Annotated in this window: 15 protein-coding genes; 7 read left to right on the top strand and 8 right to left on the bottom strand. The window is 65.8% G+C overall.

Annotated features, from left to right (window positions below; translation table 11 throughout):
* The first annotated feature begins 170 nt into the window (after nt 1–170).
* Nucleotides 171–1,124 (top strand): siderophore-interacting protein, encoded by a 954-nt coding sequence (locus PM2_RS17970; RefSeq protein WP_033740473.1) that lies wholly within the window; start codon nt 171–173, stop codon nt 1,122–1,124.
* A gap of 40 nt (nt 1,125–1,164) precedes the next feature.
* On the opposite strand, the gene PM2_RS17965 is transcribed toward PM2_RS17970, so the two are convergent.
* The 4 genes from PM2_RS17965 to PM2_RS17950 form a co-directional block, all read right to left on the bottom strand.
* Nucleotides 1,165–2,553, bottom strand: coding sequence for an aspartate aminotransferase family protein (locus PM2_RS17965; RefSeq protein ID WP_028699388.1), 1,389 nt, complete (start codon nt 2,551–2,553; stop codon nt 1,165–1,167).
* Between the two features lie 151 nt (nt 2,554–2,704).
* Complete coding sequence (locus PM2_RS17960; protein ID WP_027609465.1) at nt 2,705–4,027, bottom strand: ATP-binding protein; 1,323 nt, start codon at nt 4,025–4,027, stop codon at nt 2,705–2,707.
* The gene (locus PM2_RS17955; protein ID WP_028699387.1) at nt 4,024–4,707 is read right to left on the bottom strand and encodes a response regulator; all 684 of its coding nucleotides are present in this window, start codon (nt 4,705–4,707) and stop codon (nt 4,024–4,026) included. Before PM2_RS17955 ends, PM2_RS17960 begins: the two co-directional genes overlap by 4 nt.
* A 64-nt stretch (nt 4,708–4,771) precedes the next feature.
* Nucleotides 4,772–5,335: a nucleotidyltransferase family protein gene (locus tag PM2_RS17950; RefSeq protein WP_028699386.1), complete on the bottom strand. Its 564-nt coding sequence runs from the start codon at nt 5,333–5,335 to the stop codon at nt 4,772–4,774.
* A 219-nt stretch (nt 5,336–5,554) separates the two neighbouring features.
* On the opposite strand from PM2_RS17950, the gene dsbD reads away from it, so the two are divergent.
* Genes dsbD through dsbG form a run of 3 tightly spaced genes read left to right on the top strand, consistent with a single transcriptional unit; the run spans nt 5,555 to nt 8,863 of the window.
* A complete protein-coding gene (dsbD, locus tag PM2_RS17945; RefSeq protein WP_028699385.1) occupies nt 5,555–7,267 on the top strand; it encodes a protein-disulfide reductase DsbD in 1,713 nt (570 codons plus the stop codon).
* Nucleotides 7,267–8,103 carry a TlpA disulfide reductase family protein gene (locus PM2_RS17940; RefSeq protein WP_028699384.1) on the top strand — a complete coding sequence of 279 codons (837 nt, stop codon included), beginning with the start codon at nt 7,267–7,269 and terminating at the stop codon, nt 8,101–8,103. The genes dsbD and PM2_RS17940 overlap by 1 nt, the downstream gene beginning before the upstream one ends.
* A gap of 1 nt (nt 8,104) precedes the next feature.
* Nucleotides 8,105–8,863 carry a thiol:disulfide interchange protein DsbG gene (gene dsbG / locus PM2_RS17935; protein ID WP_028699383.1) on the top strand — a complete coding sequence of 253 codons (759 nt, stop codon included), beginning with the start codon at nt 8,105–8,107 and terminating at the stop codon, nt 8,861–8,863.
* Nucleotides 8,864–8,923: 60 nt separating this feature from the next.
* Here dsbG and PM2_RS17930 read toward each other — a convergent pair whose 3' ends face one another.
* Nucleotides 8,924–21,877: a non-ribosomal peptide synthetase gene (locus PM2_RS17930; RefSeq protein ID WP_028699382.1), complete on the bottom strand. Its 12,954-nt coding sequence runs from the start codon at nt 21,875–21,877 to the stop codon at nt 8,924–8,926.
* 272 nt (nt 21,878–22,149) lie between these two features.
* On the opposite strand from PM2_RS17930, the gene PM2_RS17925 reads away from it, so the two are divergent.
* Entirely contained in the window at nt 22,150–22,680 is a 531-nt protein-coding gene (locus PM2_RS17925) for an RNA polymerase factor sigma-70 (RefSeq protein WP_016711688.1), read from the top strand.
* Between the two features lie 32 nt (nt 22,681–22,712).
* Here the strand turns inward: PM2_RS17925 and PM2_RS17920 are convergent, their stop codons facing one another.
* Both PM2_RS17920 and PM2_RS17915 read right to left on the bottom strand, forming a co-directional pair.
* Nucleotides 22,713–23,726, bottom strand: a complete 1,014-nt coding sequence (locus tag PM2_RS17920) for a GNAT family N-acetyltransferase (protein WP_027615216.1) — start codon at nt 23,724–23,726, stop codon at nt 22,713–22,715.
* Nucleotides 23,727–23,789: 63 nt separating this feature from the next.
* Entirely contained in the window at nt 23,790–24,590 is an 801-nt protein-coding gene (locus PM2_RS17915) for a substrate-binding periplasmic protein (protein WP_016711690.1), read from the bottom strand.
* A 171-nt stretch (nt 24,591–24,761) separates the two neighbouring features.
* On the opposite strand from PM2_RS17915, the gene PM2_RS17910 reads away from it, so the two are divergent.
* Both PM2_RS17910 and ppnP read left to right on the top strand, forming a co-directional pair.
* Complete coding sequence (locus tag PM2_RS17910; protein ID WP_016711691.1) at nt 24,762–25,313, top strand: 3'-5' exonuclease; 552 nt, start codon at nt 24,762–24,764, stop codon at nt 25,311–25,313.
* Between the two features lie 73 nt (nt 25,314–25,386).
* Nucleotides 25,387–25,671: a pyrimidine/purine nucleoside phosphorylase gene (gene ppnP, locus PM2_RS17905; protein ID WP_016711692.1), complete on the top strand. Its 285-nt coding sequence runs from the start codon at nt 25,387–25,389 to the stop codon at nt 25,669–25,671.
* Nucleotides 25,672–25,722: 51 nt separating this feature from the next.
* Here the strand turns inward: ppnP and PM2_RS17900 are convergent, their stop codons facing one another.
* The gene (locus PM2_RS17900; protein ID WP_027615217.1) at nt 25,723–26,418 is read right to left on the bottom strand and encodes an alpha/beta family hydrolase; all 696 of its coding nucleotides are present in this window, start codon (nt 26,416–26,418) and stop codon (nt 25,723–25,725) included.
* Nucleotides 26,419–26,425: the final 7 nt, after the last annotated feature.

The following is a 26,425-nucleotide window of genomic DNA, read 5'->3' as shown; positions in this document are numbered from 1 at the left end:
GCGATAGGAAGCGGGACCACAGGGCCCAGTCATCCCTCAAAGACGAAACAGCCGCGAGCTGATTTAGCCAAAGCCCCGGCCACTGCCGGCAGCCCAGGCTGCGCGATTAAATCACCGGGTGGGCGACTCGTCTGAACGTCATACCCATCCTCCAGAAGGCGGCCCTCGCGATGCTCTCCACCCTGGCCAACAACCTGCGCAAGCGGGTCACTCAAGCGCTCCCCGGCAAACGCCCCAGCTATCGAATCTTCAATATCCAGCTGAAGCGGCGGATCGCGCTCAGCCCTTCGCTCACCCGGCTGGTATTCACCGGACCAGAAGTTGTTGAAATGACCACCCTGGCCCCAGACCAACGGGTCAAGCTGCTGTTTCCCTCCCCCGACGGCTCACCGCCCAACCTGAACAACGACCTGCACTGGAAGGCCGCACACAGCGCCCTGTCACCGGCCCAGCGCCCGCCGATGCGCACCTACACCATCCGTGCCTTGCGCCGTGAGGCGCTGGAGGTGGATATCGACTTCGTGCTGCATGGTGTCAACGGCCCCGCCTCGGCCTGGGCCACCCACGCGCAGGTGGGTGACCGTTTGCAGATAGTCGCGCCCAACCTGGCCTATGAAGGCGACCCCGGCGGTTATGAATGGAAGCCACCCCAAGGCGTGCGCAATGTGCTGCTGGTAGGTGACGAAACCGCACTGCCGGCGATTGCCGGCATCCTGGAGCAACTGGCCGACACCCAGCCCGAGCTGGCGGTGCACGCGTTCATCGAGGTGCCGCTGGAGGCGGATTGCCTGAACCTGCGCCATGGCGATGCCACTGCACTGCACTGGCTGCCGCGCGAACGGCTGAGCTGCGCACATGGCCAAGCCATGCAGCACGCCGTGCGCGAGCTGGCCAGCCTGCCGCTTGGGCACGCCGCACCACGGGCGAAGCTGGAAGACGTGGATATTGATACACGCATCCTGTGGGAACAGGCCAGTAGCGACAGCAGTGAGTTTCACGCCTGGGTGGCGGGGGAATCGGCGACGGTGATGGAGATACGCCGGTACCTGATCAAGGAACGTGGATTGCAGCGAGAATGCCTGACGTTGATGGGGTATTGGCGTGCCGGTCGAACCTTTGATTGACGTGAGACAGCCGAGGGCGTCGTGCGCCCCCGGCTATCGGTCAGACTGCCGCGATGAACGCCTCGGCAAAACGCTGCGCCACTTCATCGATCTGCTCGCCGCTGATGATCAACGGTGGCAGGAAACGCACCACGGCGCCATGCCGCCCACCCAGCTCCAGAATCAGCCCGCGCTTCAGGCACTCTCGCTGCACCTTGGCCGCCAGATCGCGGTTGGCCAGCGGCTGGCCAAGCGCATCCTTGCCCTGCGGGTCCACCAACTCCACGCCGAGCATCAACCCACGCCCGCGAATGTCGCCCAACTGCGGGTAATCACGCTGCAACTGCTGCAGGTGCCTGCGCAAGCGCAGCCCCATGGCCTCGGCGTGCTCGGCCAGGTGGTGTTCCACCAGGTAGTTGATTACCGCCGAACCCGCCGCCATGGCCATCTGGTTGCCCCGGAAGGTGCCGGCATGCGCGCCCGGCTTCCAGGTGTCCAGCCAGTCGCGGTACACCACCACCGCCAGCGGCAGGCTGCCGCCAATGGCTTTGGACAAGGTGACCACGTCCGGCACGATGCCGGCATGCTCGAAGGCGAACATGCGCCCGGTGCGGGCAAAACCGCTCTGGATCTCGTCGACGATCAGCGCCACGCCAGCCTGCTCGGTGATGCGGCGCACGCCCTTGAGCCATTCGATATCGGCCGGAATCACCCCGCCCTCGCCCTGCACCACCTCGACGATGACTGCAGCCGGCAGCGGCACACCGCTTTCCGGGTCGAGCAGCAGGTTTTGCAGGTAATGCAGGTTGGCCTTGACCCCGGCTTCGCCACCCAGGCCGAACGGGCAGCGGTAGTCGTAAGGGTACGGCATGAACTGCGCGCCATTGCCGAGCAAGGCCCCCAGAGGCTGCTTCGGCCCATGGCTGCCCATCAGGCTCAACGCCCCCAGGCTCATGCCGTGGTAAGCGCCCTGGAACGCCAGCACGGTGCTACGACCGGTGGCCGTGCGGACCAGTTTCAGCGCTGCTTCTACCGCATCGGTGCCGGTCGGGCCACAGAACTGCACCTTGGCCTCGCGGCGTAGCGCCTCGGGCAGGATGCCGAACAGGTCCTGGACGAAGCGGTCCTTGACCGGCGTGGTCAGGTCCAGGGTGTGCAGGGGCAACTCATCGGCCAGTACCCGCTGGATCGCCTCGACCACCACCGGGTGGTTATGGCCCAACGCCAACGTGCCTGCGCCGGCCAGGCAATCGATGAACTGGCGGCCTTCGACATCTTCCACATGGATGCCACGGGCGCGCTTGAGTGCCAGCGGAATGCGCCGTGGGTAGCTGCGGGCGTTGGACTCTTGTTGCTGCTGGCGTTGCAGCAAAGGCGAATCAGTGAATGCGTACAAAGGCTGCGGCGCGTTGGCCACAGGGAGCTGGGCAAGGCTGGAAGCGGTGGACATGGGTGAATCCTCGCAAGCAAGCGAATGAGCGGTTATCGCTTGGAAAACGCTTGAGTGCTAGGAGGATTTAGCGGTTGTTACTGGATTTTACTTAACCGGTGTTGGCCCTTTCGCGCGTAAAGCCGCGAAAGGGCAAACACCGGCAGCGAAGTCAACTGGCCGAGCGCGCCGGCACCTGCAGCAAGACCCGCAAACCATCGCTACGGCTGTCGAACCTCAGGCTACCCGCACACCGCTGCACGATCGCCTGCACGATCGCCAAGCCCAACCCGCACCCACTACTCTGTCCGTTACGCCAAAAGCGCTCGGTCAGGTGCTCAAGGTCGGCGTCGGCAATCCCCGGCCCATGGTCGCGCACCATGAACCCCACCTGCCCGTCGGCCATCTGCACCTCCAGCTCTACTGCCTCGTCGCCACCATGGCGCAAGGCGTTGTCCAGAAGGTTGCGCAGTGCGGCCACCGCCAAGGGGGCCGGCATGCCCAGGTAGATCTGCGTCGCTTCTTCAGGCAAACGCAGCACGATGCGCCGGTTATCGCCGCCACCTGCGTCCTGCACCGCCTGCCGGGCCACCTGTTCGGCGCTGCACTGCACGCCATCTTCGAACGACAGGCTGCCTTCTACCCGCGCCAGCATCAGCAACTGCTCCAGCGTGCGATGCATGCGGTCGGCCCCTTGTTCGGCATGTTCCAGCGCCTGCTCGCGCACGGCACCGTCGGTCATGCGCGCCACTTGCAGGTGGGTCTTGATCGCGGTCAGCGGGCTGCGCAGCTCATGGGCGGCATCGTCGGTCAGGCGCCGCTCGCGCTCGATGGTCTGGGCAATGCGCAGGAACAGCTGGTTCTGGGTTTCCAGCAACGGCTGCAGTTCGCTGGGCATGCCTGCCACCTGCAGTGGCTCGACGCTATCAGCACGCCTTCGCCGTAGCGCATCGCGCATGCGGTTGAGCGGCTCCAGGCCTTTGCCCAGGCCAATCCACAACAACCCCAGGCTGCCAAGCAGGGCCATCAGCACCGGTGCCGAAGCCGCCAGCAGAATCGACTGGTTCAGCGCTTCACGCTCCATGTGCCGGTCAGCCGTGGTGATGCGCACATCACCATGGTTGTAGGTAAAGGTACGCCACAATGCACCGTCGATCGTCTGGTCACGGAAACCACTGCGCTCGTCGTCCATGGCGCCATCGTGCTTGTGGTTGCTGGCAAGGATCTCGCCACGCAGCGAGCTGACCTGGCAGGCCATGCCGTCCGGCACGCTGAACTGGTCGGCAGAAATGTGCGCCTCCCCGCCCTTGGCGGTGAGCGGCTGCGGCAGCTGGTCGATCAGCCCGGCGACCATACGCGCCGACGCCACCAGGCGCTGGTCGAGGGAAAACATCATTTGCTGGCGCAGGTCGCGCAGCATCCACGCAGCGGCCAGCACCCAGATGATCACGAAGGCACTGCCCAGGATCAGGCTAAGGCGTACCCGCAGGCTCATGATGCGGCCTCTTCCGGCGCCTGCGCCGGGCCCAGGCGGTAGCCCAGGCCACGTACGGTCTCGACGATGCCGTTGCCCAGCTTGCGCCGCAGGTGGTGGATATGCACGTTCAGGGCATTGCTCTCGACTTCGTCGCTAAAGCCATACACGCAGTCTTTCAGTTGTTCGCTGGACAACACCCGCCCGGGGTTCTGCAGCAATGCCTGGAGCAGGGCCTGCTCCCGGCGGGACAAGTCGACCGGCCGCCCGGCCAGGGTCGCCTCGCAGCTGCTGGGGTCGTAACGCAAAGGCCCGTGTTCGATCACATTCACCGCCCGCCCCGCCACCCGCCGCAGCAGGGTGTGCAGACGAGCGGCCAGCTCGCGCAGGTCGAAGGGTTTGAGCAGGTAGTCGTCGGCACCGGCCTGCAGGCCATCGACGCGGTCGGTGACGGCATCACGGGCAGTCAGCACCAGTACCGGCAGTGTTTCGCCCTGCTGGCGCAGGCGGCGCAGCAGTTTCAAGCCGTCTTCGTCAGGCAGGCCGAGGTCGAGAATCATCACATCGAACTGCGCGGCCTGCAGCATCGCCCGCGCATCGGCGGCGTTACCCACCCGGTCAACGGTCAGGCCCTGGGCAGTAAGGCCGGCGCAGATGCCGGCGGCGATCAGGTCGTCGTCCTCGCAGAGCAGAACGTGCATGGTGGGGCTCCCGGAGTGGTATGGCTGGCATTGCACCTTGGGCAGATTAAGGTGGGATTATGAACTAAGCGAGGCCCAGCGGCGTGTCGACATCCAGCAATACCCCCGCATCTTCCAGCTCGACCACCACACAGCTACCTCGGTGAGCATGCACCACCGAGCGTGCCCCTTCATCGCCATGCAGTTGCCCCAGCGCCGGCCAGAAATCCCGCCCGAAGATCACCGGGTGCCCCTGCTGCCCTGCATGGCGTGGCAGCACGATACGGGACGCATGGGCGGCCTCGACCAGCCGGCCCAGGGTTGTCGGCTCGATCCATGGCATGTCACCCAGCAAAATCGCTACCGCCTGTGCCTGGCTGTCGTGAAGCGACCGTGCCCCGACAGCCAGGCTATGCCCCATACCGGACGCGGCATCTGGGCTGCCGATTACCCGGCAACCGGCAGGCAACCCGAAATCCTCCCCGCGCTCCCCCTCACGCAAGACCACACGCACCTCGTCGAACACCGCCCTGGCCCGCTCCACACTGTGCGCCAGCAGGCTGCGGCCATCGGCCAGGGTCGCCCGGCGCTTGTCGGAACCGAAGCGCGTGCTGCTGCCAGCCGCCAACACCAGCGCGATCACACTCACAGCGCCACCTTCTGGCGCTTGCCAAACCACTGCAGCGCCCGGCATACCACCTGTCGTTCACAATGCTGCACGTTTGCTCCGCCTTCAGTTCGACGAATCGCAGAGATTCAAGACCGACATACAGGGGGCCACAATTCGTATCCGTTGAAAAGGGGTTAACCTTGAGTTAATCGACTCCAGCCAGCATGGCCCCATTCCTGGATCTGCCAAGGCGAAGACATGCGCGTTTTCCTGCTCTTCCTGACACTGTTGCTGGCCGGCCCCTTGCAGGCCAACCCGTTCGACGTCAAACCTGACTTTCTACCGGTCAACCAAGCCTTCGTGCTCACCCACGACCGCCAGGCCGACGGCCAGATGCGCCTGTACTTCCAGATCAAGCAGGGCTACTACCTGTACCAGAAGCGCCTGAAGTTCGACGGTCTGCCCGCCGACCAGCACCCGCAGCTGCCGCCGGCGCTCAACCACCATGACGAGTTCTTTGGTGACAGCGCGGTGTACCGCGACCAGCTTGAGCTGCTGCTGCCCGCCAATGCCCAGGGACAACTACGCCTGGGCTGGCAGGGCTGTGCCGACGCCGGCCTGTGCTACCCGCCGCAAACCACGCAAATCGACCTGGGTGGCAGTGTGGCGCCTGTCGCCGAGCAAGCCGGCGACCAGGCACTGGCCAGCGGCCTGCAACAGGGCCACCTGGCCTGGAGCCTGCTGGCGTTCTTCGGCCTTGGCCTGCTGCTGGCCTTTACCCCCTGCTCGCTGCCAATGCTGCCGATTCTGGCCGGGCTGGTGCTGGGCAACGGCGCCAGCGCCCGGCGCGGCTGGCTGCTGGCCGGGGTGTATGTGCTAAGCATGGCGCTGGTGTACGCCGCCCTGGGCGTGGTCGCCGCGCTGCTGGGTGCCAGCCTGCAAGCCTGGCTGCAGCAACCCTGGCTGCTGGGCAGCCTGGCGGGGCTGTTCGTGCTGCTGGCCCTGCCGATGTTCGGCGCCTTCGAACTGCAACTGCCCGCCGCCCTGCGCGACCGCCTGGACCGCGCCGGGCAAGGCACCCGTGGCGGCAACCTGTATGGCGCCGCACTGCTGGGGGCGTTGTCCGGCCTGCTGCTTGGCCCGTGCATGACCGCGCCACTGGCCGGTGCGCTGCTGTACATCGCCCAGAGCGGCGACGTGTTGCAAGGCGCGCTGGTGCTGTTCAGCCTTGGCCTGGGCATGGGCGTACCGCTGCTGTTGCTGGTGACCCTGGGCAACCGCTACCTGCCGCGTCCGGGCGCCTGGATGGAGCGGGTCAAGGGCGTGTTCGGCTTCGTGTTCCTGGCCATGGCGCTGTACACCCTGCGCAGCCTGCTGCCCGCCACCCTGCTGCTGGCGCTGAGTGGCGCCTGGCTGATCGCCCTGGCCTGGGCCAGCTGGCCGGCCTTGCAGCGCCAGCCAGCATTGCGCGCCGTGCCACTGCTGGGCGCCCTGTGGGGCGGCCTGTTGCTGGTAGGCGCAGCAGCCGGCGGCGACGACCTCTGGCAACCCCTGCGCCCGTTCGCAGGGGGCGCCACACCGGCCGCCGCCCAGCATGCCGAAGACCGTTTCGTGACGGTGAGCGGCCCTGAAAACCTGCAACGTGAACTGGATGCGGCAAAGGCCCGCGGCCAGTGGGTGATGCTCGACTACTACGCCGACTGGTGCGTGTCGTGCAAGGTGATGGAAAAGCAGGTGTTCGCCCGCAACGACGTGCAGGCCGGCCTGGCCGGCGTGCACTTGCTGCGCCTGGACGTGACCGCCGACACCCCGGCCAGCAAAGCCCTGCTGCAGCGCTACCAGGTACCCGGCCCGCCCAGCATCATCTGGATCGGCCCGGAAGGCGACGAACGCCGCGCGCGGCGCATCACAGGTGAAGTGGACGCCGCCACGTTCCAGCAGCACTGGGCCCAAACCAGGAGCCAAGGCTGATGCTGACCGTAACCCTCGGGCCACTGACCATGGCCCTCAACCACCTGCTGATGCTCGCCGCCCTGGGGATCGCCAGCGTGGTCGGCTGGTTCGTCGCCCGACGTGGTGGCGAAAGCCCGGAGTCGGCACTGTTCAACCTGTTCCTGATCGGCCTGCTGTGTGCCCGTGCCGGCTTCGTGCTGGCCTACTGGCCGATGTACCAGGGCGACCCACTGCAAATCATCGACATCCGTGACGGCGGCTTCCTGTTCTGGTCGGGCCTGGCCGGTATCGTCCTCGCAGCCCTGTGGCAGGGCTGGCGCCAACCGGGCCTGCGTCGCCCGCTGGGTTGGGCGCTGTTCAGTGGTGCGTTGTTCTGGGGCCTGGCCAGCCTGGGCGGGCACCTGTACAGCAAAGGCACCGAGCTGCCGGAACTGAGCCTGCGCAACGCTGGCGGCCAATCCGTCGCCTTGCACAGCTACCGTGGCAAGCCGCTGGTGATCAACATCTGGGCCACCTGGTGCCCGCCCTGCCGCCGGGAAATGCCGGTGCTGCAACAGGCGCAAAGCGACTATCCGCACGTGACCTTCCTGTTCGTCAACCAGGGCGAAACCCCGGAAAACGTCAGCACCTTCCTTGCCACCACCGGCCTGAGCCTGACCCATGTGCTGTTCGACGGCACCGGCCTGCTGGCCCAGCGCGTCGGCTCCATGGCCCTGCCCACCACCCTGTTCTACGACGCCGACGGGCGGCTGGTCGGCAGCCACCTGGGCGAGCTTTCCCGGGCCAGCCTGCGCCACGCCCTGGAGCCTTTCGACCGGGCCACCGCGCCCGCCCCTGCCGCACAAGGAAACTGACATGCGACTGACTGCACTGCTGCCCCTGTCCCTGGCCCTGCTGGCCGACCCCGCCTTGCAGGCCGAAGAGCTGCCCAAGGCCGTTCAGCAACTGCAAGCCAAGGGCGCCGTGATCAAAGGCAGCTTCGACGCGCCCAACGGCCTGCGCGGTTACGCCGCCGAGTACCAGAACAACGCCCTGGCCCTGTACCTCACCCCCGACGGCAAGCATGTGCTGGTCGGCAGCCTGTTCGACGAACAAGGCAAGGACCTGAGCGCCGAACCGCTGGAAAAGCTGGTGTATGCGCCGATGAGCAAGGAAATCTGGGCGAAGATGGAGAAAACCGCGTGGATTGCCGACGGCAAGGCCGATGCGCCACGCAAGGTGTACCTGTTCAGCGACCCGAACTGCCCGTACTGCAATATGTTCTGGGAACAGGCACGGCCATGGGTGGAATCGGGCAAGGTGCAGTTGCGCCATATCATGGTCGGCATCATCCGCGAGGACAGCCCGGGCAAATCGGCAGCCCTGCTGGCGGCGAAAGACCCGGCCAAGGCATTGCAAGCGCATGAAAAAGCCGGCAAGGCCAGCAAGCTGAAGGCACTGGAGCAGGTGCCGGAGGCCGTGCAGCAGAAGCTGGCGGCGAACATGGCGTTGATGGAAGAGATGGGGTTGCAAGCAACCCCGGCGATTTTCTATCAGGATGAACAGGGCAACTTGCAGAGCCAGCAAGGGGCACCTCGGCCGGAGATGCTGGGCAAAATTCTCGGCAAGCGCTGAAATACGGGTTGCCTGTGCCGGCCTCTTCGCGGGTTTACCCGCGAAGAGGCCAGTGCAGGTTTACAACCCTTCCAGCTCGGCCATCAGGTCACTGAGCCGGTCGACCTTGTCGTCATCCAGCGCACTGCCCTGCAACCCCTGCACATACTCGGCCAGCTCCTCTACCGTGCTGCACTCGAACATCGCCCGCAGTGGCACGTTCAGTTGCAGCTGTTTCTGCACCCGCGAAGCGATCTGCGTGGCCAGCAACGAATGCCCGCCCAACTCGAAGAAGTTGTCGCGCACCCCCACCCGCTCGGTCTTGAGCACATCGGCCCAGATACCGGCCAACACTTCCTCCAGCTCGTTGCGCGGCGCCTGATAGGCCTGGCTGTGCTGGCCGCCGATGTCGATGGCCGGCAACGCCTTGCGGTCGAGCTTGCCATTGGCGTTGTGCGGCAGGTGGTCGAACCAGCCCCAGTGCAGCGGCACCATGTATTCCGGCAACTCGGCACGCAGGCGTTGCTTCACCTGCTCCAGCAGCCCGGCGTCAGCGGCGATACCCTGGTGGGCCACCAGGTAACCGACCAGATGCTTGCCATTGACGCCTTCCTGCACGCCCACCGCAGCGTCGCGGATTTCCGCCTGTTCGTGCAGGCGCGCTTCGATTTCGCCCAGCTCGATGCGGTAACCGCGGATCTTCACCTGGTGGTCGATGCGCCCGACGTACTCCAGCACTCCGTCCGGGCGCTGCCGCGCCAGATCGCCGGTGCGGTACAGGCGCTCGCCCGGCGCTCCGTAAGGATGAGGAATGAACGCCAAGGCCGTGCGTACCGGGTCGCCGACATAGCCACGGCCCACACCGGTACCCGCCACGCAAAGCTCGCCCACCGCACCCAGCGGCACCAGCGCCTGGTCTTCACCAAACAGGTACAGTCGGTTGTTGTCGGTCGGTGTGCCGATCGGCAGGTAGCTGCCTTGGGTCGACGCAGCATCGACACGGAAGAACGCCACATCATCGGAGCATTCTGCCGGCCCGTAGGCATTGACCAGGCCGATATGCGGGTAGCGTTGCAGCCACTGCGCCGCCAGCTCCGGTGGCATGGCTTCGCCGGTCGGCAGCATCCAGCGCAGGCCATCGAGGGCCTGGTGGTCGTTGGCCAGCATGCCTTGAATCAGTGATGGCACGCTTTCCAGCACAGTGATGCCGGTAGCCTGCACATGTGCCAGCAGGCCCTGCGGGTCATGGGCGATGGCGTTCGGCACAATCTCCACCTTGGCCCCGAACAACGGTGCGGCGAGGAACTGCCACACCGAAATGTCGAAGCTTTGCGAGGCAGTCTGGGCGATCACGTCCTGCTCGCTCAGCGCCAGGTACGGCACCTTGCTCAGCTGGTTGTTGAGCATGCCGCGCTGCTCCACCATCACCCCTTTTGGCAGGCCGGTGGAGCCTGAGGTGTAGATCACATAGGCCAGGTTGTCCGGGCCACTGTGAATGCCTGGGTTATGGCTGGCAACCGGGCTGGCCTGGATGTCCTCCCACACCAGCAACTGTGGCCGTACCGCAGCCTCCAGTTCGCCCAGCAGTTGCCGACCTTGCTCGGCACAGGCCGCGCTGCACACCAGCACCGGGGTACGGCTGAGCTGGATGATGCTTTGCAGGCGCGCCGCCGGCAGGCCCGGGTCCAGTGGCAGGTAGCCCGCACCGGCCTTGAAGCTGCCAACGATCATGCCCAGCAGCGGCAAGCCGCGCTCGGCCAGCAGCGCCACCGGTTGGTCCACGCTCACACCCGCTGCGATCAGGGCGTGGCCCAGGCGGTTGGCTGCCAGGTTCAGCCCGGCATAGTCGTAGGACGCTTCCAGGCAGCGGGCCACGGTACGTTCCGGGTGCGCGGCCACCTGCGCTTCGAACAGCGCAATGTAACTGTGCTCCAGCGGGTAGTCGCGGTCGGTGCGGTTGCAGTCTTCCAGCAGGAAGCGCTGTTCTTCTGCCCCCAGCAGCGGCAGTTCGCTTACCTCACCCTCGAAGCCTTGCACCAGCGCCAGCAGTAGGCGCTTGAACTCGGCCAGCAGGCGCTCGACGGTCGGGAAGTCGAAGTAGCGCTGGTCGAACGACAGGTGCAGGCCAAGGTCGTCGCCCGGGTAGCACACCGCCGTCAGCGGGAAGTTGGTGTGGGTACGGCCCGAATCGGAACTGGCATTCAGGTGCTGGGCATGATCGAGCACGGCGGTTTCCACCGGGGCGTTCTCGAACACGAACAGGCTGTCGAACAGCGGCTGGCCTTTGGGCAGCTCGCTGCACTCCTGAATCGCCACCAGCGGCAGGTATTCGTACTCGCGCAGCTCCATGTTGCTTTGCAGCAGGCCTTGCAGCCACTGGCGCACACTGTGGCGCTCACCGGCTTCCGGCAACTGCACGCGCAAGGCAACGCTGTTGATGAACAGGCCGACGGTGCGCTGCATCTGCGGCATGCTCACCGGGCGCCCGGCCACGGTCACGCCAAAGGCCACATCGCGGTCGCCGCTGTAACGCGCCAGCACCAAGGCCCAGGCCGCCTGGGCGAAGGTGTTGACGGTAAGCTGGTGGGCCTGGGCCAGTTCGCGCAGGCGCACGCCATCACTGGCGTCAAGGCGGGTGTAGCAATCGCCCACCACCATGCCGCTGCCGGCGTGGTCATGGCGCAGCGGGCGGTCACTCGGGATGGCAGTGGCGCGCTCGAAACCGGCCAGGTTCGCCTGCCACCAGGCGCGTGCATCGTCCAGGCCCTGGCGTTGCAGCCAGCCGATGTAGTCGCGGTAACGTGGCGGCACCGGCAGTTGGGCCTGACGGCCTTCGCCAAGGGCCTGGTACACCTCGAAGAAGTCGTTCATCAACAGCGAGCGGCACCAGGCATCGATCAGGATGTGGTGGTTGCTCATCATGAACCAGTAGCGCTCGTCGGCCACGCGCACCAGGCGCAGGTGGAAAGGCGCCTCGCTGAGCAGGGCGAACCCGGCCTCGCGCTCCTGCTTGTGCAGGGCTTGCAGGCGCTGCTCCTGAGCGTCGTCCGCGAGGCCGCGCCAGTCTTGGTAATCCACCGCCAGGTTGCCCGGTTTGTGAATGATCTGCAGCATCGCCTCGCCGCTGTTCCAGCTGAACGATGCGCGCAACGCTTCGTGGCGCGCCACCACGGCCTGCCAGGCCTGGGCGAAACGCTCGGGGTCCAGGGCGCTGTTGATGCGGTAGCGGTCCTGCATGTAGTACAGGCCCGTGCCCGGCTCCAGCAGGGTGTGCAGCAGCATGCCTTCCTGCATTGGCGTCAGCGGGTAGACGTCTTCGATCTGTGCTGCTGGTACAGGCAGCGTGTCGATCTGCTCCTGGCTAAGGTGTGCCAGCGGGAAGTCCGACGGGGTGAAGCTGCCGTTGCCATCGGCCAGGCAATGAGCGACCAGCGCCAGCAGCTCCTGGCGGTAGGCCTCGGCCAACGTTGCGATGGTGCGTTCGTCGTAGCGTTCGGCACTGAAGGTCCAGCGCAGTTGCAAGGCACCGCCATACACCTGGCCATCGACGCTCAGCCAGTTGGGCAGCGGTGCGTCGAGGTCATGCGCCAAGCCGGCCGGGGCTTCCAGCGGCTGGAACAGCGCCGCGCTGTCGAACTGCTGGTCGAACTGGCCCAGGTAGTTGAAGGTGATGCGCGCCTGCGGCAAGGCCGCCATCTGCTCGCGCCCTTGCGGGTCGGCCAGGTAGCGCAGCACGCCGTAGCCCAGGCCTTTGTGCGGCACCTGGCGCAGTTGTTCCTTGATGCGCTTGATCGAACCGGCCCGCGCCGCATCGTCCTCGCCTGGCTGTGGGCGCAGGCTGAGCGGATACGCGTTGGTGAACCAACCGACGCTACGGGTCAGGTCCATGTCTTCGAACAACCCGTCACGGCCATGGCCTTCAAGCTGCACCAGCACTTCCTCATCGCCGCTCCAGCGGCACAAGGCTCGCGCCAGCGCCGTCAGCAGCAGGTCGTTGACCTGGGTGTGGTAGGCCGCCGGGGCCTGTTGCAGCAGCTGCCGGGTCTGCTCCACATCCAGGCCGATGGCCAGGGTGTGGGCGTGGCGGTGCAGGTTGCCGCCTTGCGGGTGGTCGCACGGCAACTCGCGGCGCACGCCACCCAGCTGGCTTTGCCACCAGCCCAGTTCGTCACGCAGCGAATCGCTGCCCGCGTAGCTGGCCAGGCGCGCGGCCCAGTCGCCCATGGCGTGGGTCTTGGCCGGCAGCGGCTGGCCACGGTACAACGCCTGCAGGTCTTCCAGCAGTACCCGCCAGGACACGCCATCGACCACCAGGTGATGAATCGCCAGCAACAGGCGCTGACTGCCCTGCCCGTCACGCACCAGCAAGGCACGCAGCAGCGGGCCCTGTTGCAGGTCGAGGCTGCGCTGCAAGTCGGTGTACAGCGCCTGGCAATCGGCAAAGTCGGCGACAGTGGCGGTCCACAGCAGTTGCTCGGCGGCTGGCTGGGCGTACTCGGCCTGCCAGCGGCCACGGGCCTCGCTGAAGCGCAGGCGCAAGCTGTCGTGGTGCTGAAGCAGTGCGGCCAAGGCCTGCGCCAGCGCAGCCTCATCCAGCGGCTGACGCGCCTCCAGCAACACCGCCTGGTTCCAGTGCTGCGGCTGCGGCACTTCGCTGTCGAAGAACCAGTGCTGGATCGGCGTCAGGCCGGCCTGGCCCTGGCGCTGGCCCTGCTCGATGGTGCTCACGGCTTCGCTGTGCTTCACCACCGCTGCCAAGGTCTGGATGGTCTGGTGCTGGAACAGGTCGCGTGGGGTGAATTGCAAGCCGGCCTGGCGGGCCCGGCTGACCACCTGAATCGACAGGATCGAGTCGCCGCCCAGTTCGAAGAAGTTGTCTTGCACGCCAACCTGGGCCACGTTGAGCACATCGCGCCAGATCTGCGCCAGTTGCGCCTGCACTTCGTTGCTGGGTGCCTGGTATTGCTGGCGGGCCTGCTCCAGATCGGGCAGCGGCAAGGCACGGCGGTCGAGCTTGCCGTTACCCATCAGCGGCAGGCTTTCGAGCACCACCAGGTGCGCAGGCACCATGTAGTCCGGCAGGTGCTGGCGGGCATCGGTTTTCACCGCGTCGCGCAACACGTTTTGCGCCTCGCTACCGGCAGCGGCCTGCTTGCACACCAGGTAACCCACCAGTTGCTTGCCACCGGGCAGGTCGAGGGCCAGCACCACAGCCTCGTCGACATCGGCATGTGCTTGCAGGCGGCTTTCGATTTCGCCCAGCTCGATGCGAAAGCCGCGAATCTTCACCTGCTGGTCGGCACGGCCGACGTACTCCACCAGGCCATCCGTGCCCAGGCGTACCAGGTCGCCGGTGCGGTACAGGCGCCCGCCTTCGGTACTGAACGGGTCGGCGACGAAGCGCTCGGCGCTGAGGCCCGGGCGGTCGTGGTAACCCTGGGCCAGGCCGGCACCGCCGACATACAGCTCGCCAATGCCACCTTGCGGCAACAGCGCCAGGTCTTCGTCGAGGATGTAGGCCGTGCGGCTCCCGATGACGCGGCCGATCGGCACGCTGCCCAGCTCTGCCGGCAGCGTTTCTGGCGCCAGGCAGGCCAGCGGCATGACCACGGTTTCGGTTGGGCCGTAGGCGTTGAAGAAATGCTGCGGCGCAAAGGCCTGGCGAATACGCTGCAGGTGCTCGCCAGTCAGCGCTTCGCCACCGGTAATCACCAGGCGCACCGGCAGTTGTTCGCCTTGCCCGCCCAGGTACTGGGCCAACTGGCTGCCATAGCTGGGGGTAAAGCCCAGAATGCTTACCTGCTGATCACGTACCAGCTGGCAGATCTCTTCGGCACCCCACTGCCCCTGGGCACGCAGCACCACGCGGGCACCGCACAGCAGCGGCACCCACAGGCGCTCGCTGGCCGCGTCGAAGTTGATCGAATAGAAATGCAGCTCGCAGTCATCGCTGCGCATGCCGAATGCGGCAATCACCGCCTGGCAATGCATGGCGAATTCGCCGTGGCTGACCACCACGCCCTTGGGCTTGCCGGTGGAGCCGGAGGTGTAGATCAGGTAGGCCTGGTGCTGCGGCAGGCTGAGGTTGTCCAGCGGTGCATCGCTGTAGGCCGACAGGCTGGCGGCATCGTCTTCCAGGCTCCAGCGGGCCACACCTTCAGGCAGCTCGCCCAGGGTTTGCAGCAGCTCGCGCTGGCTGATCAGCAAGCCAATGCGGCTGTCTTCGATCATGTAGCGCAGGCGGTCGCGCGGGTACTCAGGGTCCAGCGGTACATAGGCGCCGCCCGCCTTGAGGATGGCCAGCAGGCCGACGACCATTTCCAGCGAGCGCTCCAGCGCCAGGCCCACGCGTACCTGTGGGCCGACACCGCGCTCACGCAAGGCGCGGGCCAGGCGGTTGGCCTGCTGGTCGAGCTCGGCGTAGGTCATGTGCTGGCCGGCGAAGGTCAGCGCACCCGCCTGTGGCGTGCGTGCCGCCTGGGCGGCGAACAGGCCATGCAACGTGTGGACAAGGTCGAAGTCCTGCTCACCCTGCAACTGCCCCAACAACACCTGCTGCTCGGCGCTGCTCAACATCGGCAGCTCGCACAGGCGCTGTTGCGGGTTGTCCAGCAGACCGACCAGCAGTTGTTGCCAGTGCTCGGCCATCCGCGCGATGCGTGGCTCGTCGAACAGGTCGCGGCTGTAGGTCAGGCAGCAGCCCAGGCGGCCGTCGAGGTCGGTCACCTCCAGGTACAGGTCGAACTTGGTGGCGCTGGCGTCGTTGACCAGGTAATCCACCTGCATGCCGGCCAGCGTACGGCTTTGCTGGAAGGCCCAGCGCTGCACGTTGCACATCACCTGGAACAGCGGGTTGTAGGCACTGCTGCGCGGTGGCTGCAAGGCCTCGACCAGCTGGTCGAACGGCAGGTCCTGGTGCGACTGGCCTTCGATGGCGGCCTGGCGCATCTGCTCCAGCAGTTCGCTGGCGGTCATCTGCCCGTCCAGCTCGCAACGCAGCACCTGGGTGTTGAGGAAGGCGCCAATCAGGCCTTCGCTTTCCGGGCGAATGCGGTTGGCCACCGGCGCGCCAATGCGCAGGTCTCGCTGGCCGCTGTAGCGGTGCAGCAAGGCGGCCAGGGTGGCGGTCATGGTCATGAACAGGGTCAGGCCGCGCTGGCTGTTGAAGGCATGCACGCGAGCGACCAGTGCCGGGTCGAGCTCGAAGCGGTACAGCTCGCCACGGTGGCTCTGCACGGCCGGGCGCGGGCGGTCGGCGGGCAATGCCAGCACCGGGTGTTCGTCACCCAGGCGAGCCTTCCAGTAATCCAGCTGGCGGGCCCCCTCGCCGCTTTCCAGCCACTGCCGTTGCCACACGCTGTAGTCCAGGTATTGCACCGGCAGCGGCGCCAGCGGCGATTCGCGGTCATCGACAAAGGCCTCGTACAGTTCGCCCAGTTCGCGGGCGAAGATGTCCATGGCCCAGCCTTCGGTGACGATGTGGTGCAGGGTCAGCACGAAGAAGTGCTCGCGCTCCTCGGCCTTGACCAGGCAGGCGCGCAGCAGCGGGCCACGCTCCAGGTCAAACGGCTGGTGCGCCTGGTCGTCAGCCAGTTGTTGCAGGCGTTGCTGGCGGGCATCGGCGGGCAAGGCGCTGAAGTCTTGCCAGTCCAGCTGCAGGCCGCTGTCTTCGGCCACGCACTGGTACGGCACACCGTCGATGCTGGGGAAGGTGGTGCGCAGGGCTTCGTGGCGCACGATCAGCGCCTGCAACGCACGCTCGAAGGCGTCTACATGCAGGGTACCGCGCAGGCGCGCCATGCCGCCGACGTTGTAGGCCGGGCTGTCCGGCTCCATTTGCCAGAGGAACCACATGCGCTGCTGCGAATACGACAACGGTACGGCCTGACGGCGGTCGACACGGGCGATTTCGCCTTGCAGGTTGCGCTCGCCGGCGGCGCGGATGCGTTCGATCTCGGCACAGAACGCGCCCAGCTCGCTGGCTTCGAACAAGGCCTTGAGCGGCAGCTCGACGTCACAAGCCTGGCGGCTGCGCGAGACGATCTGGGTGGCCAGCAGCGAGTGCCCGCCCAGGGCGAAGAAGTCGTCCTGTAGGCCGACACGCGGCAGGTTCAGCACCTCACGCCAAATGGCAGCGACCTGCTGTTGCAGTTCGGTTTTTGGCTCGACGTGTTCGCGTTGCTGCCACACCGGTGCCGGCAGCGCCTTGCGGTCGACTTTACCGCTGGGGCCCAGTGGCATCTGTGCCAGCGGGATGAGTTGAGCCGGCACCATATAGGCCGGCAGTTGCTCAGCCAGCACCGCCAGCAACTCGGCGGGTTGGGCACTGCCGCTGTAATAGCCGACCAGTTGCGCGCCGACGGCATCCTTGTGAATCAATACCAGTGCCTGCTCGACACCGGTCTGGGCCAACAGGCAGGCCTGTACTTCCTCAGGCTCGACACGGAAGCCGCGCACCTTCACCTGCTGGTCGAGGCGACCGAGGTACTCCAGGGCCTCAAGCTGAACCTGCCAGCGGGCGCTGTCGCCGCTGCGGTACAGGCGTTCGCCATTGCCGTCGGCCTGGGGCACGAAGCGTTCGGCGGTAAGGCCGGGGCGGCCCAGATAGCCACGGGCCAGGCCTGCGCCACCGAGGTACAGCTCGCCCGGTACGCCGGGAGCGGTCAGTTCCAGCTCATCGTCCAGCACGCGGCACAGCACATTGCCCAACGGGCGGCCGATGGGCGAGCGCTCGCCATCCGCCACCTGGCAGTGCCAGTGGGTGACGTTGATGGCGGTTTCGGTCGGGCCATAGCGGTTGTGCAGTTGCACCTGCGGCAGCACTTGCAACACGCGGTCGCGCAAGGCGGCAGACAGCGCTTCGCCGCCCGAGAACACGCGGCGCAGGCTGTTGCAGGCGGCCACCTGCGGCTCCTGGACGAACACTTGCAACAGCGGCGGCACGAAGTGCAGCGTGGTCACGCCATGGGCCTGTACCAGCGCAGCGATGCGCTGCGGGTCGCGGTGCTCGCCGGGGCCGGCCAGTACCAGCTTGCAACCGGTGACCAGCGGCCAAAAGCATTCCCATACCGATACGTCGAAGCTGATTGGCGCCTTCTGCATCAATACGTCGCTGTCGTTCAGCGCGTAGGTGGTCTGCATCCATTGCAAGCGTTCGGCCAGTGCCGCATGGGTGTTGCCCACGCCTTTGGGCTGGCCGGTGGAGCCGGAGGTGTAAATCACGTAGGCCAGGTTGTCGCCGTGCAGGTGCAGGCCGGGCGCGTGGCTGGGCCAGCTGTCCAGGTGCAACTGGTCGAGGGCAATGGCGCTGACGCCGTCGACCTGTGGCAGCTTGCCCAGCAGGCTGCTGTGGCTCAGCAACAGGCCGGCGTTGCAGTCGGCGAGCATGTAAGCCAGGCGTTCGGCCGGGTAGTCGACATCCAGCGGCACGTAGGCGCCGCCGGCCTTGAGGATGGCCAGCAGGCCAACCAGCAACTGCGGCGAACGCTCGATGGCAATGGCTACGCAGGTGTCGGGGCCGACGCCTTTGTCACGCAGGTAATGGGCCAGGCGGTTGGCCTGCTGGTGCAGCTCGGCGTAGTCGAGGCTGCCGCCGTCCCAGGCCAGCGCTGTGCGCTGCGGGGTCAGTCGGGCCTGTTCGTTAAGCTGCTCGACCAGCAGCCGTTGCGGCGCGATGGCCGGCGCCTGGCCCCAGCTCAGCAGCTGCGCTCGGCCAGCCTCGTCCAGCAATTGCACCTCGCCCAAGGCCCGCTGTGGCGCAGCACTGACTTGCTCCAGCAGCGCCAGCAAGTGATGGGCCAGGCGTTTGACAGTGCTGACGTCGAACAGCTCGGCGGCATAGTCGAAGGCCAGGCTCAGGCGGCCCTGGTGGTCTTCTTCACTGTGCAACTGCAAGTCGAACTTGGCTTCGCGGCTGTGCCACGGCAGCTCCTCGGCCAGCAGGCCCGGCAGGCGACGCAAGGCCGAAAGGTCGCGCTGCTGGTGGTTGAACATGACCTGGAACAGGCCCTGCTCGCGTGCTTCGGGCAGGGCTTCGACCAGCTGTTCGAACGGCAGGTCCTGGTTGGCCTGGGCGTCCAGGGTGGCTTGGCGCACCTGGGCCAGCAGCTGCGTGAACGGCAGGCGACCGTCGAGCTGTGCGCGCAGCACCTGGGTGTTGATGAAGAAGCCGACCATGCCTTGGGTTTCCAGGCGCGGGCGGTTGGCGTTGGGCACGCCGACGCGGATGTCGGCCTGGCCGCTGTAGCGGTGCAGCAGCGCCTGCCAGCCGGCCAGCAGGACCATGAACAGGCTGGCCTGTTGTTCGCGGGCCAGGCCCTTGAGTGCTTCGGCGAGCTTGGCCGGCACCTTGAGGTTGAAGCGTGCGGCGCTGTGCTCGCGCTGGCTGGCACGGGGGTGGTCGGCGCACAGATCTAGCGCCGGCAGGTCATCACCCAACTGTGCCTTCCAGTACTGCAATTGGCGTTCGGCTTCACCGTCGGCCAACCATTGTCGCTGCCAGGTGCCATAGTCGGCGTAACCCAGGGTCAGCGGCGCTAGGCTGGTCTCCAGGCCTTGGCAGCGGGCGGCGTACAGCTTGGCGAATTCATCCAGCAGGATGTTCAGCGACCAGCCGTCGGCGACGATGTGGTGCAGGGTCACCCACAGCTGGTGGTCTTCGTCGCCCAGCCGGGCCAGGGTCACGCGCAGCAACGGGCCTTGGGTCAGGTCGAACGGCTGACGGGCTTCGGCTTCACGCTGGGCGCTGACCTGCTCTGCGGCCTGGCCTTCGAGGTCCAGGCGGCGCAGGCTGAACGGCTGTTGCGGCAGGATACGCTGCAGGGCCTGGCCGTCTTCTTCACTGAAGACGGTACGCAGGGATTCGTGGCGTGCCACCAGCGCCTGGAAGGCAGCCTCCAGCGCGCTTTCATCCAGCTCGCCACGCAGCTGCAGGCCGGCCGGAATGTTGTAGGCTGCCGATTGTGGCTCCAACTGCCACATCAGCCACAAGCGGTTTTGCGCCAGCGACTGGGGCAAGGCGTGGCCGCGTTCCAGGGTTGCGATAGTGGCGCCTTCGGCAGCGCCCTGCGCGATGATCGACGCCACAGCGCTACTGTAATCGGCCAGCACCGGCGCTTCGAACAGGGTGCGCAGGCTCAGGTTGATACCCAGCTCATCGGCCAGTCGGGCGGTGGCCTGGGTGGCGGCGATGGAGTTGCCGCCCAGCAGCAGGAAGTGGTCGTGCGCCGCAATCGCCTCGACCTTGAGAATGTCGCGCCACACCGCAGCGATGCGTGCCTGCAGTTCATCGGCAGCACCCGCGCCTGTAGCGGCTTCGCTCACATCCGGGAAGCGGGCATAGCAGTCCAGGCTGCCATCGCCCATGCGCAGGCGGCAGGCCGAGCGCTGCAGCTTGCCACTGGAGGTCTTGGGCAGCGCGCCGGGGTTCAGCAGCAGGACCACGGCCGGGGCCTGGCGGCAGGCATCGGCGATTACCTGGCGCAGGGTCTTGATGAGGTCCTGGGGCTTGATTGCCTTTTGCACGTTGCGGCTGATCTCCACCGCCACGCCGATGCCCTCCTCGCCCTGATGCTCGACAGCGAACACGGCCACCCGGCCTTTGCGCAGTACTTCAACTTCACGTTCGAGGGTTTTTTCCAGGTCCTGCGGGTAGAGGTTCTGCCCACGCACGATCAGCATGTCTTTCAGGCGCCCGGTGACGAACACCTCGCCCTGGCGCATAAAGCCCAGGTCGCCGGTGCGCAGCCAGGTCTGGCCGTCCATTTCAACGAAGGTGCGGGCGCTGGCTTCGGGGTTGCGCCAGTACCCCCGGGCGATGCTCGGCCCGCCAGCCCAGATTTCACCTACCTGGTTATCGCCCAGCACCTGCAGTTGCCGGGGCTCGACGATGCGCACGGCGTGCCCGGGCTGCGGGTAGCCGCAGCTCATCAGCACGCTGCCCTGGCCCGGTTGGGCACGGTTGGCGGCGAAGGCTTCGGCGTCCAGCTCCAGCGCGGCGATACCCTGGCCACGGCGGCTGCCGCTGACGAACAGGGTGGCTTCGGCCAGGCCGTAGCTGGCGAAGAAGCTCTGCGGGTCGAAGCCGCAGGCCTGGAACTTGTCGGCGAACGTCGCCAGGCTGTCCTGGCGGATCGGCTCGGAGCCGGAATAGGCCACGCGCCAGCGGCTCAGGTCGAGCCCGGCCAACGAGGCCTCGCTGACCCGCTCGCTGCACAGGCGGTAGGCGAAGTCGGGGCCACCGCTGATGGTGCCGCCGTACTCGCTGATGGCCTGCAACCAGCGCTGCGGCCGGGCCAGGAAGTAGCCCGGCGACATCAGCACGCACGGCACGCCGCTGAAAATGGGCTGCAGCAGGCCACCGATCAGGCCCATGTCGTGATAGAGCGGCAGCCAGCTGACGATCACGTCGTCGGGGTTGAGGTCGATGCCGAAGCCTTGGCGAATCAACTGCTCGTTGGCCACCAGGTTGCCATGGCTGACCTGCACGCCCTTGGGCAACGCGGTGGAGCCCGAGGTGTACTGCAGGAAGGCGATGTCATCGCCTTTCAGCACAGGTTCGCGCCAGTTCGCGGCCAACGCCGGGGCCAGACTGTCCACTGCCAGCAGCTCAGGGCCGTTGTCCGCTGCCAGGGCTTCCAGGCCCTGCAGGTTGCCGTGCAGCGCCGCCACGGTCAGCAACAGGCGCGGCTCGGCGTCATCGATGATCGACAGCAAACGCTCCTGGTGGTGCTGGCGCGCAGATTCCGGCGGATACGCCGGCACCGCGATCACGCCGGCATACAGGCAGCCAAAGAACGCTGCCACATAATCCGGGCCACTGGGGAACAACAATACCGCACGGTCGCCGAAGCTGGCACGGGCCTGCAGAGCGGCGGCGATGGTGCGCGCGCGCTGGTCGAGGTGCCGATAGCTGAGCACCGCCTGCTCGCCAGGGGCGTCGGCCAGAAAGCGCAAGGCTACCTTGTCCGGGGTCTGTGCGGCGCGTTGCGCCAGAGCCTGGACCAGCGAGAGCGGGAGTTCGAAGGCGTCCGTCATGGGGTGTTCCTGCCAGTGTCTGGTTGAGTCGGGCCGGCTGCAACGCGAACGTGGCGGGCAGCAATTGGCGACCAAGGATGTACACAGGGGAACGGATGGGCGGGGGCAGAAATTAACGGGACAGAGGCTCGCGCCCCTTAGAACTGAAAGATACAGATACTAATTACGTTTCGCATTTGACAATCATTATCATTATGAATAGCTTGTCGCACGTCGTAGGAAGCTTCCCAGCCTTGGGTGCCTCCTTTCTCCTCTGTGACAAGGTGATTTCCATGGCGGAACAACTATCCACAAGTAAGTGCGATTCACCATTACTGCAGGCCTTCGTCGACAACCGCAGCATCCTGGTCAAGATCGCTGCGCGCATTACCGGCTGCCGCTCGCGCGCCGAAGATGTGGTGCAGGACGCCTTCTTCCGGCTCAGCGCCGCCCCGCAGATCACATCGTCGTTCAAGGCGCAGCTCAGCTACCTGTTCCAGATCGTGCGCAACCTGGCGATCGACCATTACCGCAAGCAGGCGATGGAGCTGAAATACTCCGGCAGCGAGGAGGAAGGCCTGAATGTGGTCATCCAGAACGCCTCGCCCGAAGCCACGCACATCAACCTCGCCGCGCTGGATGACATCGCCGAGGCGCTGAACGAGCTGCCGCAGCGCACCCGCTACGCCTTCGAGATGTACCGCCTGCATGGCGTGCCGCAGAAAGACATCGCCAAGGAGCTGGGCGTGTCGCCGACACTGGTCAACTTCATGATCCGCGATGCACTGGTGCATTGCCGCAAGACGGCCAATCGCCAAGGCTGATCTTACGGGGCCGCTAAGCGGCCCCATGGCCCTCAAGCCAGTTTGCAGCGATCGAAGAAGCGTTCCCGCCCCAGAATCATCAACGCCGCCCGCTTGTGCGGGAAGTCGAACTCCTTGTCGCAATGGAAGCACTGGTCCTGCATGTAGCCGATCATCTTGCCGTTGTCGGCGCGCGGCTCAGCCACCACCCGCTGGGTACGCGGGTCATCCAGGAACAGGTAGTGCACCAGCGCCGACAGCCAGCTGGCCACTTTGTGTGGCCCGCGATGGCTCTCTTCGCCTACCAGCATGTGGATGCCACGGTCGTAGTCATCGGCCGGGTAGAACGGAGCAATGCGGTCTTCCTTGGCCCAGTACGCCTCGAAGTAGGCAAACGGCTGGTCATCAAAGCAGCCGATCAGCGTCAGGGTATGCGGGTCGGCTTCGAGTTTGTCCAGGTATTCACGATGCTGCGCCAGCGTACCGCCTTCCTGCCAGAATGCCTCTACCCGTGGGTTGTTCTGCCAGCGGTTGAAACGCTCCAGGTCGTGCTCGATCTCCAGGGTGCGCAACGACACCCAACTGCCCAGGCGCGCATCGAAGCGCCGATACACCTCACCACGCGGCTTGGGCGCGCGGCGTGGGTGGCGTTTGCCGTTGCTGATCTGCATCTGCTGCGGGTACACCGCCGCCACCGACTCCCCCAGCCAAGGCTGCGGCAACTGCCAGAACAACGACCGCTCGCACAGGTATTGGCCAGGCTGCTCGCCCACCCGCAGCAAACCACAAGCCAGCGCCTGAGGCTGTGCCTCGGGCAAGTGCCAGACCAGGCGCTGGCAGGCCGTGTCGCGAGACAGCAACCAGTAGCAGGCAGCCCACAAGGCCTGGTACGGGCGCTCGGGGCATAGGCGTTCAAGGTGAACATGCAAGGTGGCACCGGCCTCCAGGCGCACTTGGATCAACGGCCGGCCTTCAAGGGTAAGGCTCAGCCAGCCGCCCCCCTCCTCGGCACTGAGGTGGCGCCAGCGTGGCGGTGACAGGGGCTGCGAAGCGGCATCGAACGGCATGGGCTTGACTCACGAAAATGAAGAAAAGGCTCACTGCTGAGAACGTTGCCATGGCGCATGAATTTAGTCTTTCGGGGCCGAAACCGTGATGCGGTAAGGCTCGAAGATCCGTGCCAGCTCACCGCTGTCACGCAGGTCTCGCAGCAGGCCGGCGAACGACTGCTCGCCGATAGGCGCCCCCGGGCGCAGCAAGGCGTAGTGGTGATACAACTGGTCAATGCGTTGCGAAGGCACCAGCTGCGCCTTGCTGGCCGGGTTGCGCGCCATGAAGTCGCTGAGGTAGGAGCGTGTGACCAGGGCGATGTCGGCGCGACCGGCCTGTACCATCAGCAGGTTACTGTCATGGGAGTAGGTCAAGGTCGCGTTGTACGCCTTGCGCAGGTAGTCCGGGTCGGAGTTGAAGCGGGCGAACGCGTAGTGGTAGCCGTTGAACAAGGCCAGGCGTTTGCCACTCAGGTCGTCGAAGTAATGCGGGTCACGGCCATTGGCCTGGCGGGCGACGAACACTTCGGCATCTTCCAGGCCCATGTCCACGGTCTGGTGGGCAATCTGCTCCCAGCCCCATTGCGGGTTCTCGAAAATGGCCATGTCGGTGCGGCCCTGCTGGAAGTCACCAAAACGCCGCTGGATGGACGTGGGCACCAGGACAAAGTGGTAACCCTGTTGCAAGCGGTTGAGCGCGTCGACCAATTGCGGCAGCAGGCCGGTGTCGGCCCCCTGTTCGGGGCGTACCGTGTAAGGCGGGAAGTGCGCAGCGCCGATCTTCACCTCGACGGCATCTGCGGCCCATGCCGGCACCGCCAACCAGTACACGGCCAGCAGCATCAGGGAGGACAGGGCCTTGAGGCCGGGCGCTGGAGTCAAGACGGACACTCATCACGGTTCATGCCTGGGTCCGTCTAAGCTAGGCGTTTTCCCTTGGCGGCACAACTGCCGGTTCCCAGTCTTTGTGCCAAAGCAGGCGGCAAAATGCCATAGGGTGCCGTATGCCCAGACATTGGCTACGCTCTAGCAGGATCTGCAAGGGAGCCTGGTATGGGCCATTGGTTGGTGATCGACCTGGAAGCCACCACCGACGATGGTGGGTGGCCGGTCACAGAGATGGAAATCATTGAAATCGGCGCAAGCCTGGTCACCCGCGAAGGCCGCGAGGTCGACCATTTCCAGCGTTTTGTGCGGCCACGGCGGCGTCCGCAGCTTACCCCGTTCTGCCGTGAGCTGACGCACATCAGCCAGGCCTGCGTGGACGGCGCCGCACCGTTTCACGAGGTGTGGGCAAGCTTCGAGCGCTGGCTCGGGCACCACCGTGGGCAGCTTCAGGCCTGGGTCAGCTGGGGCGACTACGACCGCCAGCAACTGCACCAGGAATGGCAGCAGCACGGGCTCGACAGCCTGCTGCGCACCCTGCCGCACATCAACCTCAAACAGCGCTTTGCCAAAGCCCGCCACCTGCAACGCCCCACGGGTTTGAACGGGGCCTTGCAACTGGCCGGCATGCACTTTTGCGGGCAGCAGCACAGGGCGCTGGAAGACGCGCGCAATACGGCGCGGTTGCTGCCGCTGACGCTCCCCGCCAATGGCCCCTGAAAGCAGATGACGCAGGCAATGGGCTTGGGCATACTGGCCAGCCCTTTTTCATCACCCTGTTCAGGAGTCGCCCATGTTCCAGGTCAACGAGTACTTCAACGGCACCGTCAAGTCGATCGCATTCGCGGGCGAAGAAGGCCCGGCCACTGTCGGCGTGATGGCCCCGGGCGAATACGAGTTCGGTACCGCCAAACGCGAGATCATGCATGTGGTGTCGGGGGCGCTGACCGTGAAGCTGCCAGGCAGCGCCAACTGGGAAACCTTCAAGGCGGGCGACAAGTTCAATGTACCGGCTGACAGCAAGTTCCAGCTGCAGGTGAAAGTGGATACCGCCTACCTGTGCGAGTACCGCGACTAAGCCGTAGCCCGATCCGGCCTCTTCGCGGGCTCGCCCGCGAAGAATCCAGCATTAACAACCCTTCAGGAATGCCGCAACCTTTTCAGCCGCCGCCTGCAAATGCTGCTCATGGCTGAACCCCGAAGCCTTCAACGGCTTGAGGTCATGGTCCCCCGCCACTAGCCAGCTCACCTCGATCGCCGGCGACAACGCATACCCTGCCACCGCCTCACGGTTGCCCAGCGCATCGCGCTCGCCCTGCACGATCAACGTCGGTGTTTTCAACCCGGCCAGGTGCTCCACGCGCGGCTTCTCAGGTTTACCCACCGCGTAAAAGGGATAGCCCAGGCACACCAGTGCATCCGCACCCAGTTCGTCGGCCAGCAGGCTGGCCATGCGCCCGCCCATGGACTTGCCACCCACCGCCAACCTGCCCGCGACCAAAGGTCGCACCTGCCGGTACACCTCGCGCCAGCATTCCAGTAACACCTTCTGCGGGTTCGGCGGCCGCTTGCCACCGGTAACCCTGCGCTCGGCCATGTACGGGAACTCGAAGCGCACGACCGCCACGCCAAGTGCCGCAAGCCTTTGCGCCATTTCGTCCATGAACCCGCTGTCCATCGGCGCACCTGCGCCATGGGCCAGGATCAGGCAGCCCTTGTAGCCGTCTTTACCTTCAGCCTGTGGAGGATCGCAGCGCAAGCCTGGGACATTTCCGACCTTCGCCCATTGATCCCCGTCAATACCGGCACTTTGCCCATTAATCATGCTTGCC

Origin of the sequence: Pseudomonas monteilii NBRC 103158 = DSM 14164 (assembly GCF_000730605.1) — a bacterium.
GTDB lineage: Bacteria > Pseudomonadota > Gammaproteobacteria > Pseudomonadales > Pseudomonadaceae > Aquipseudomonas > Aquipseudomonas monteilii.
Note: the sequence above shows the minus strand (reverse complement) of the source record. Positions and strands in the feature narration are given on the sequence as shown.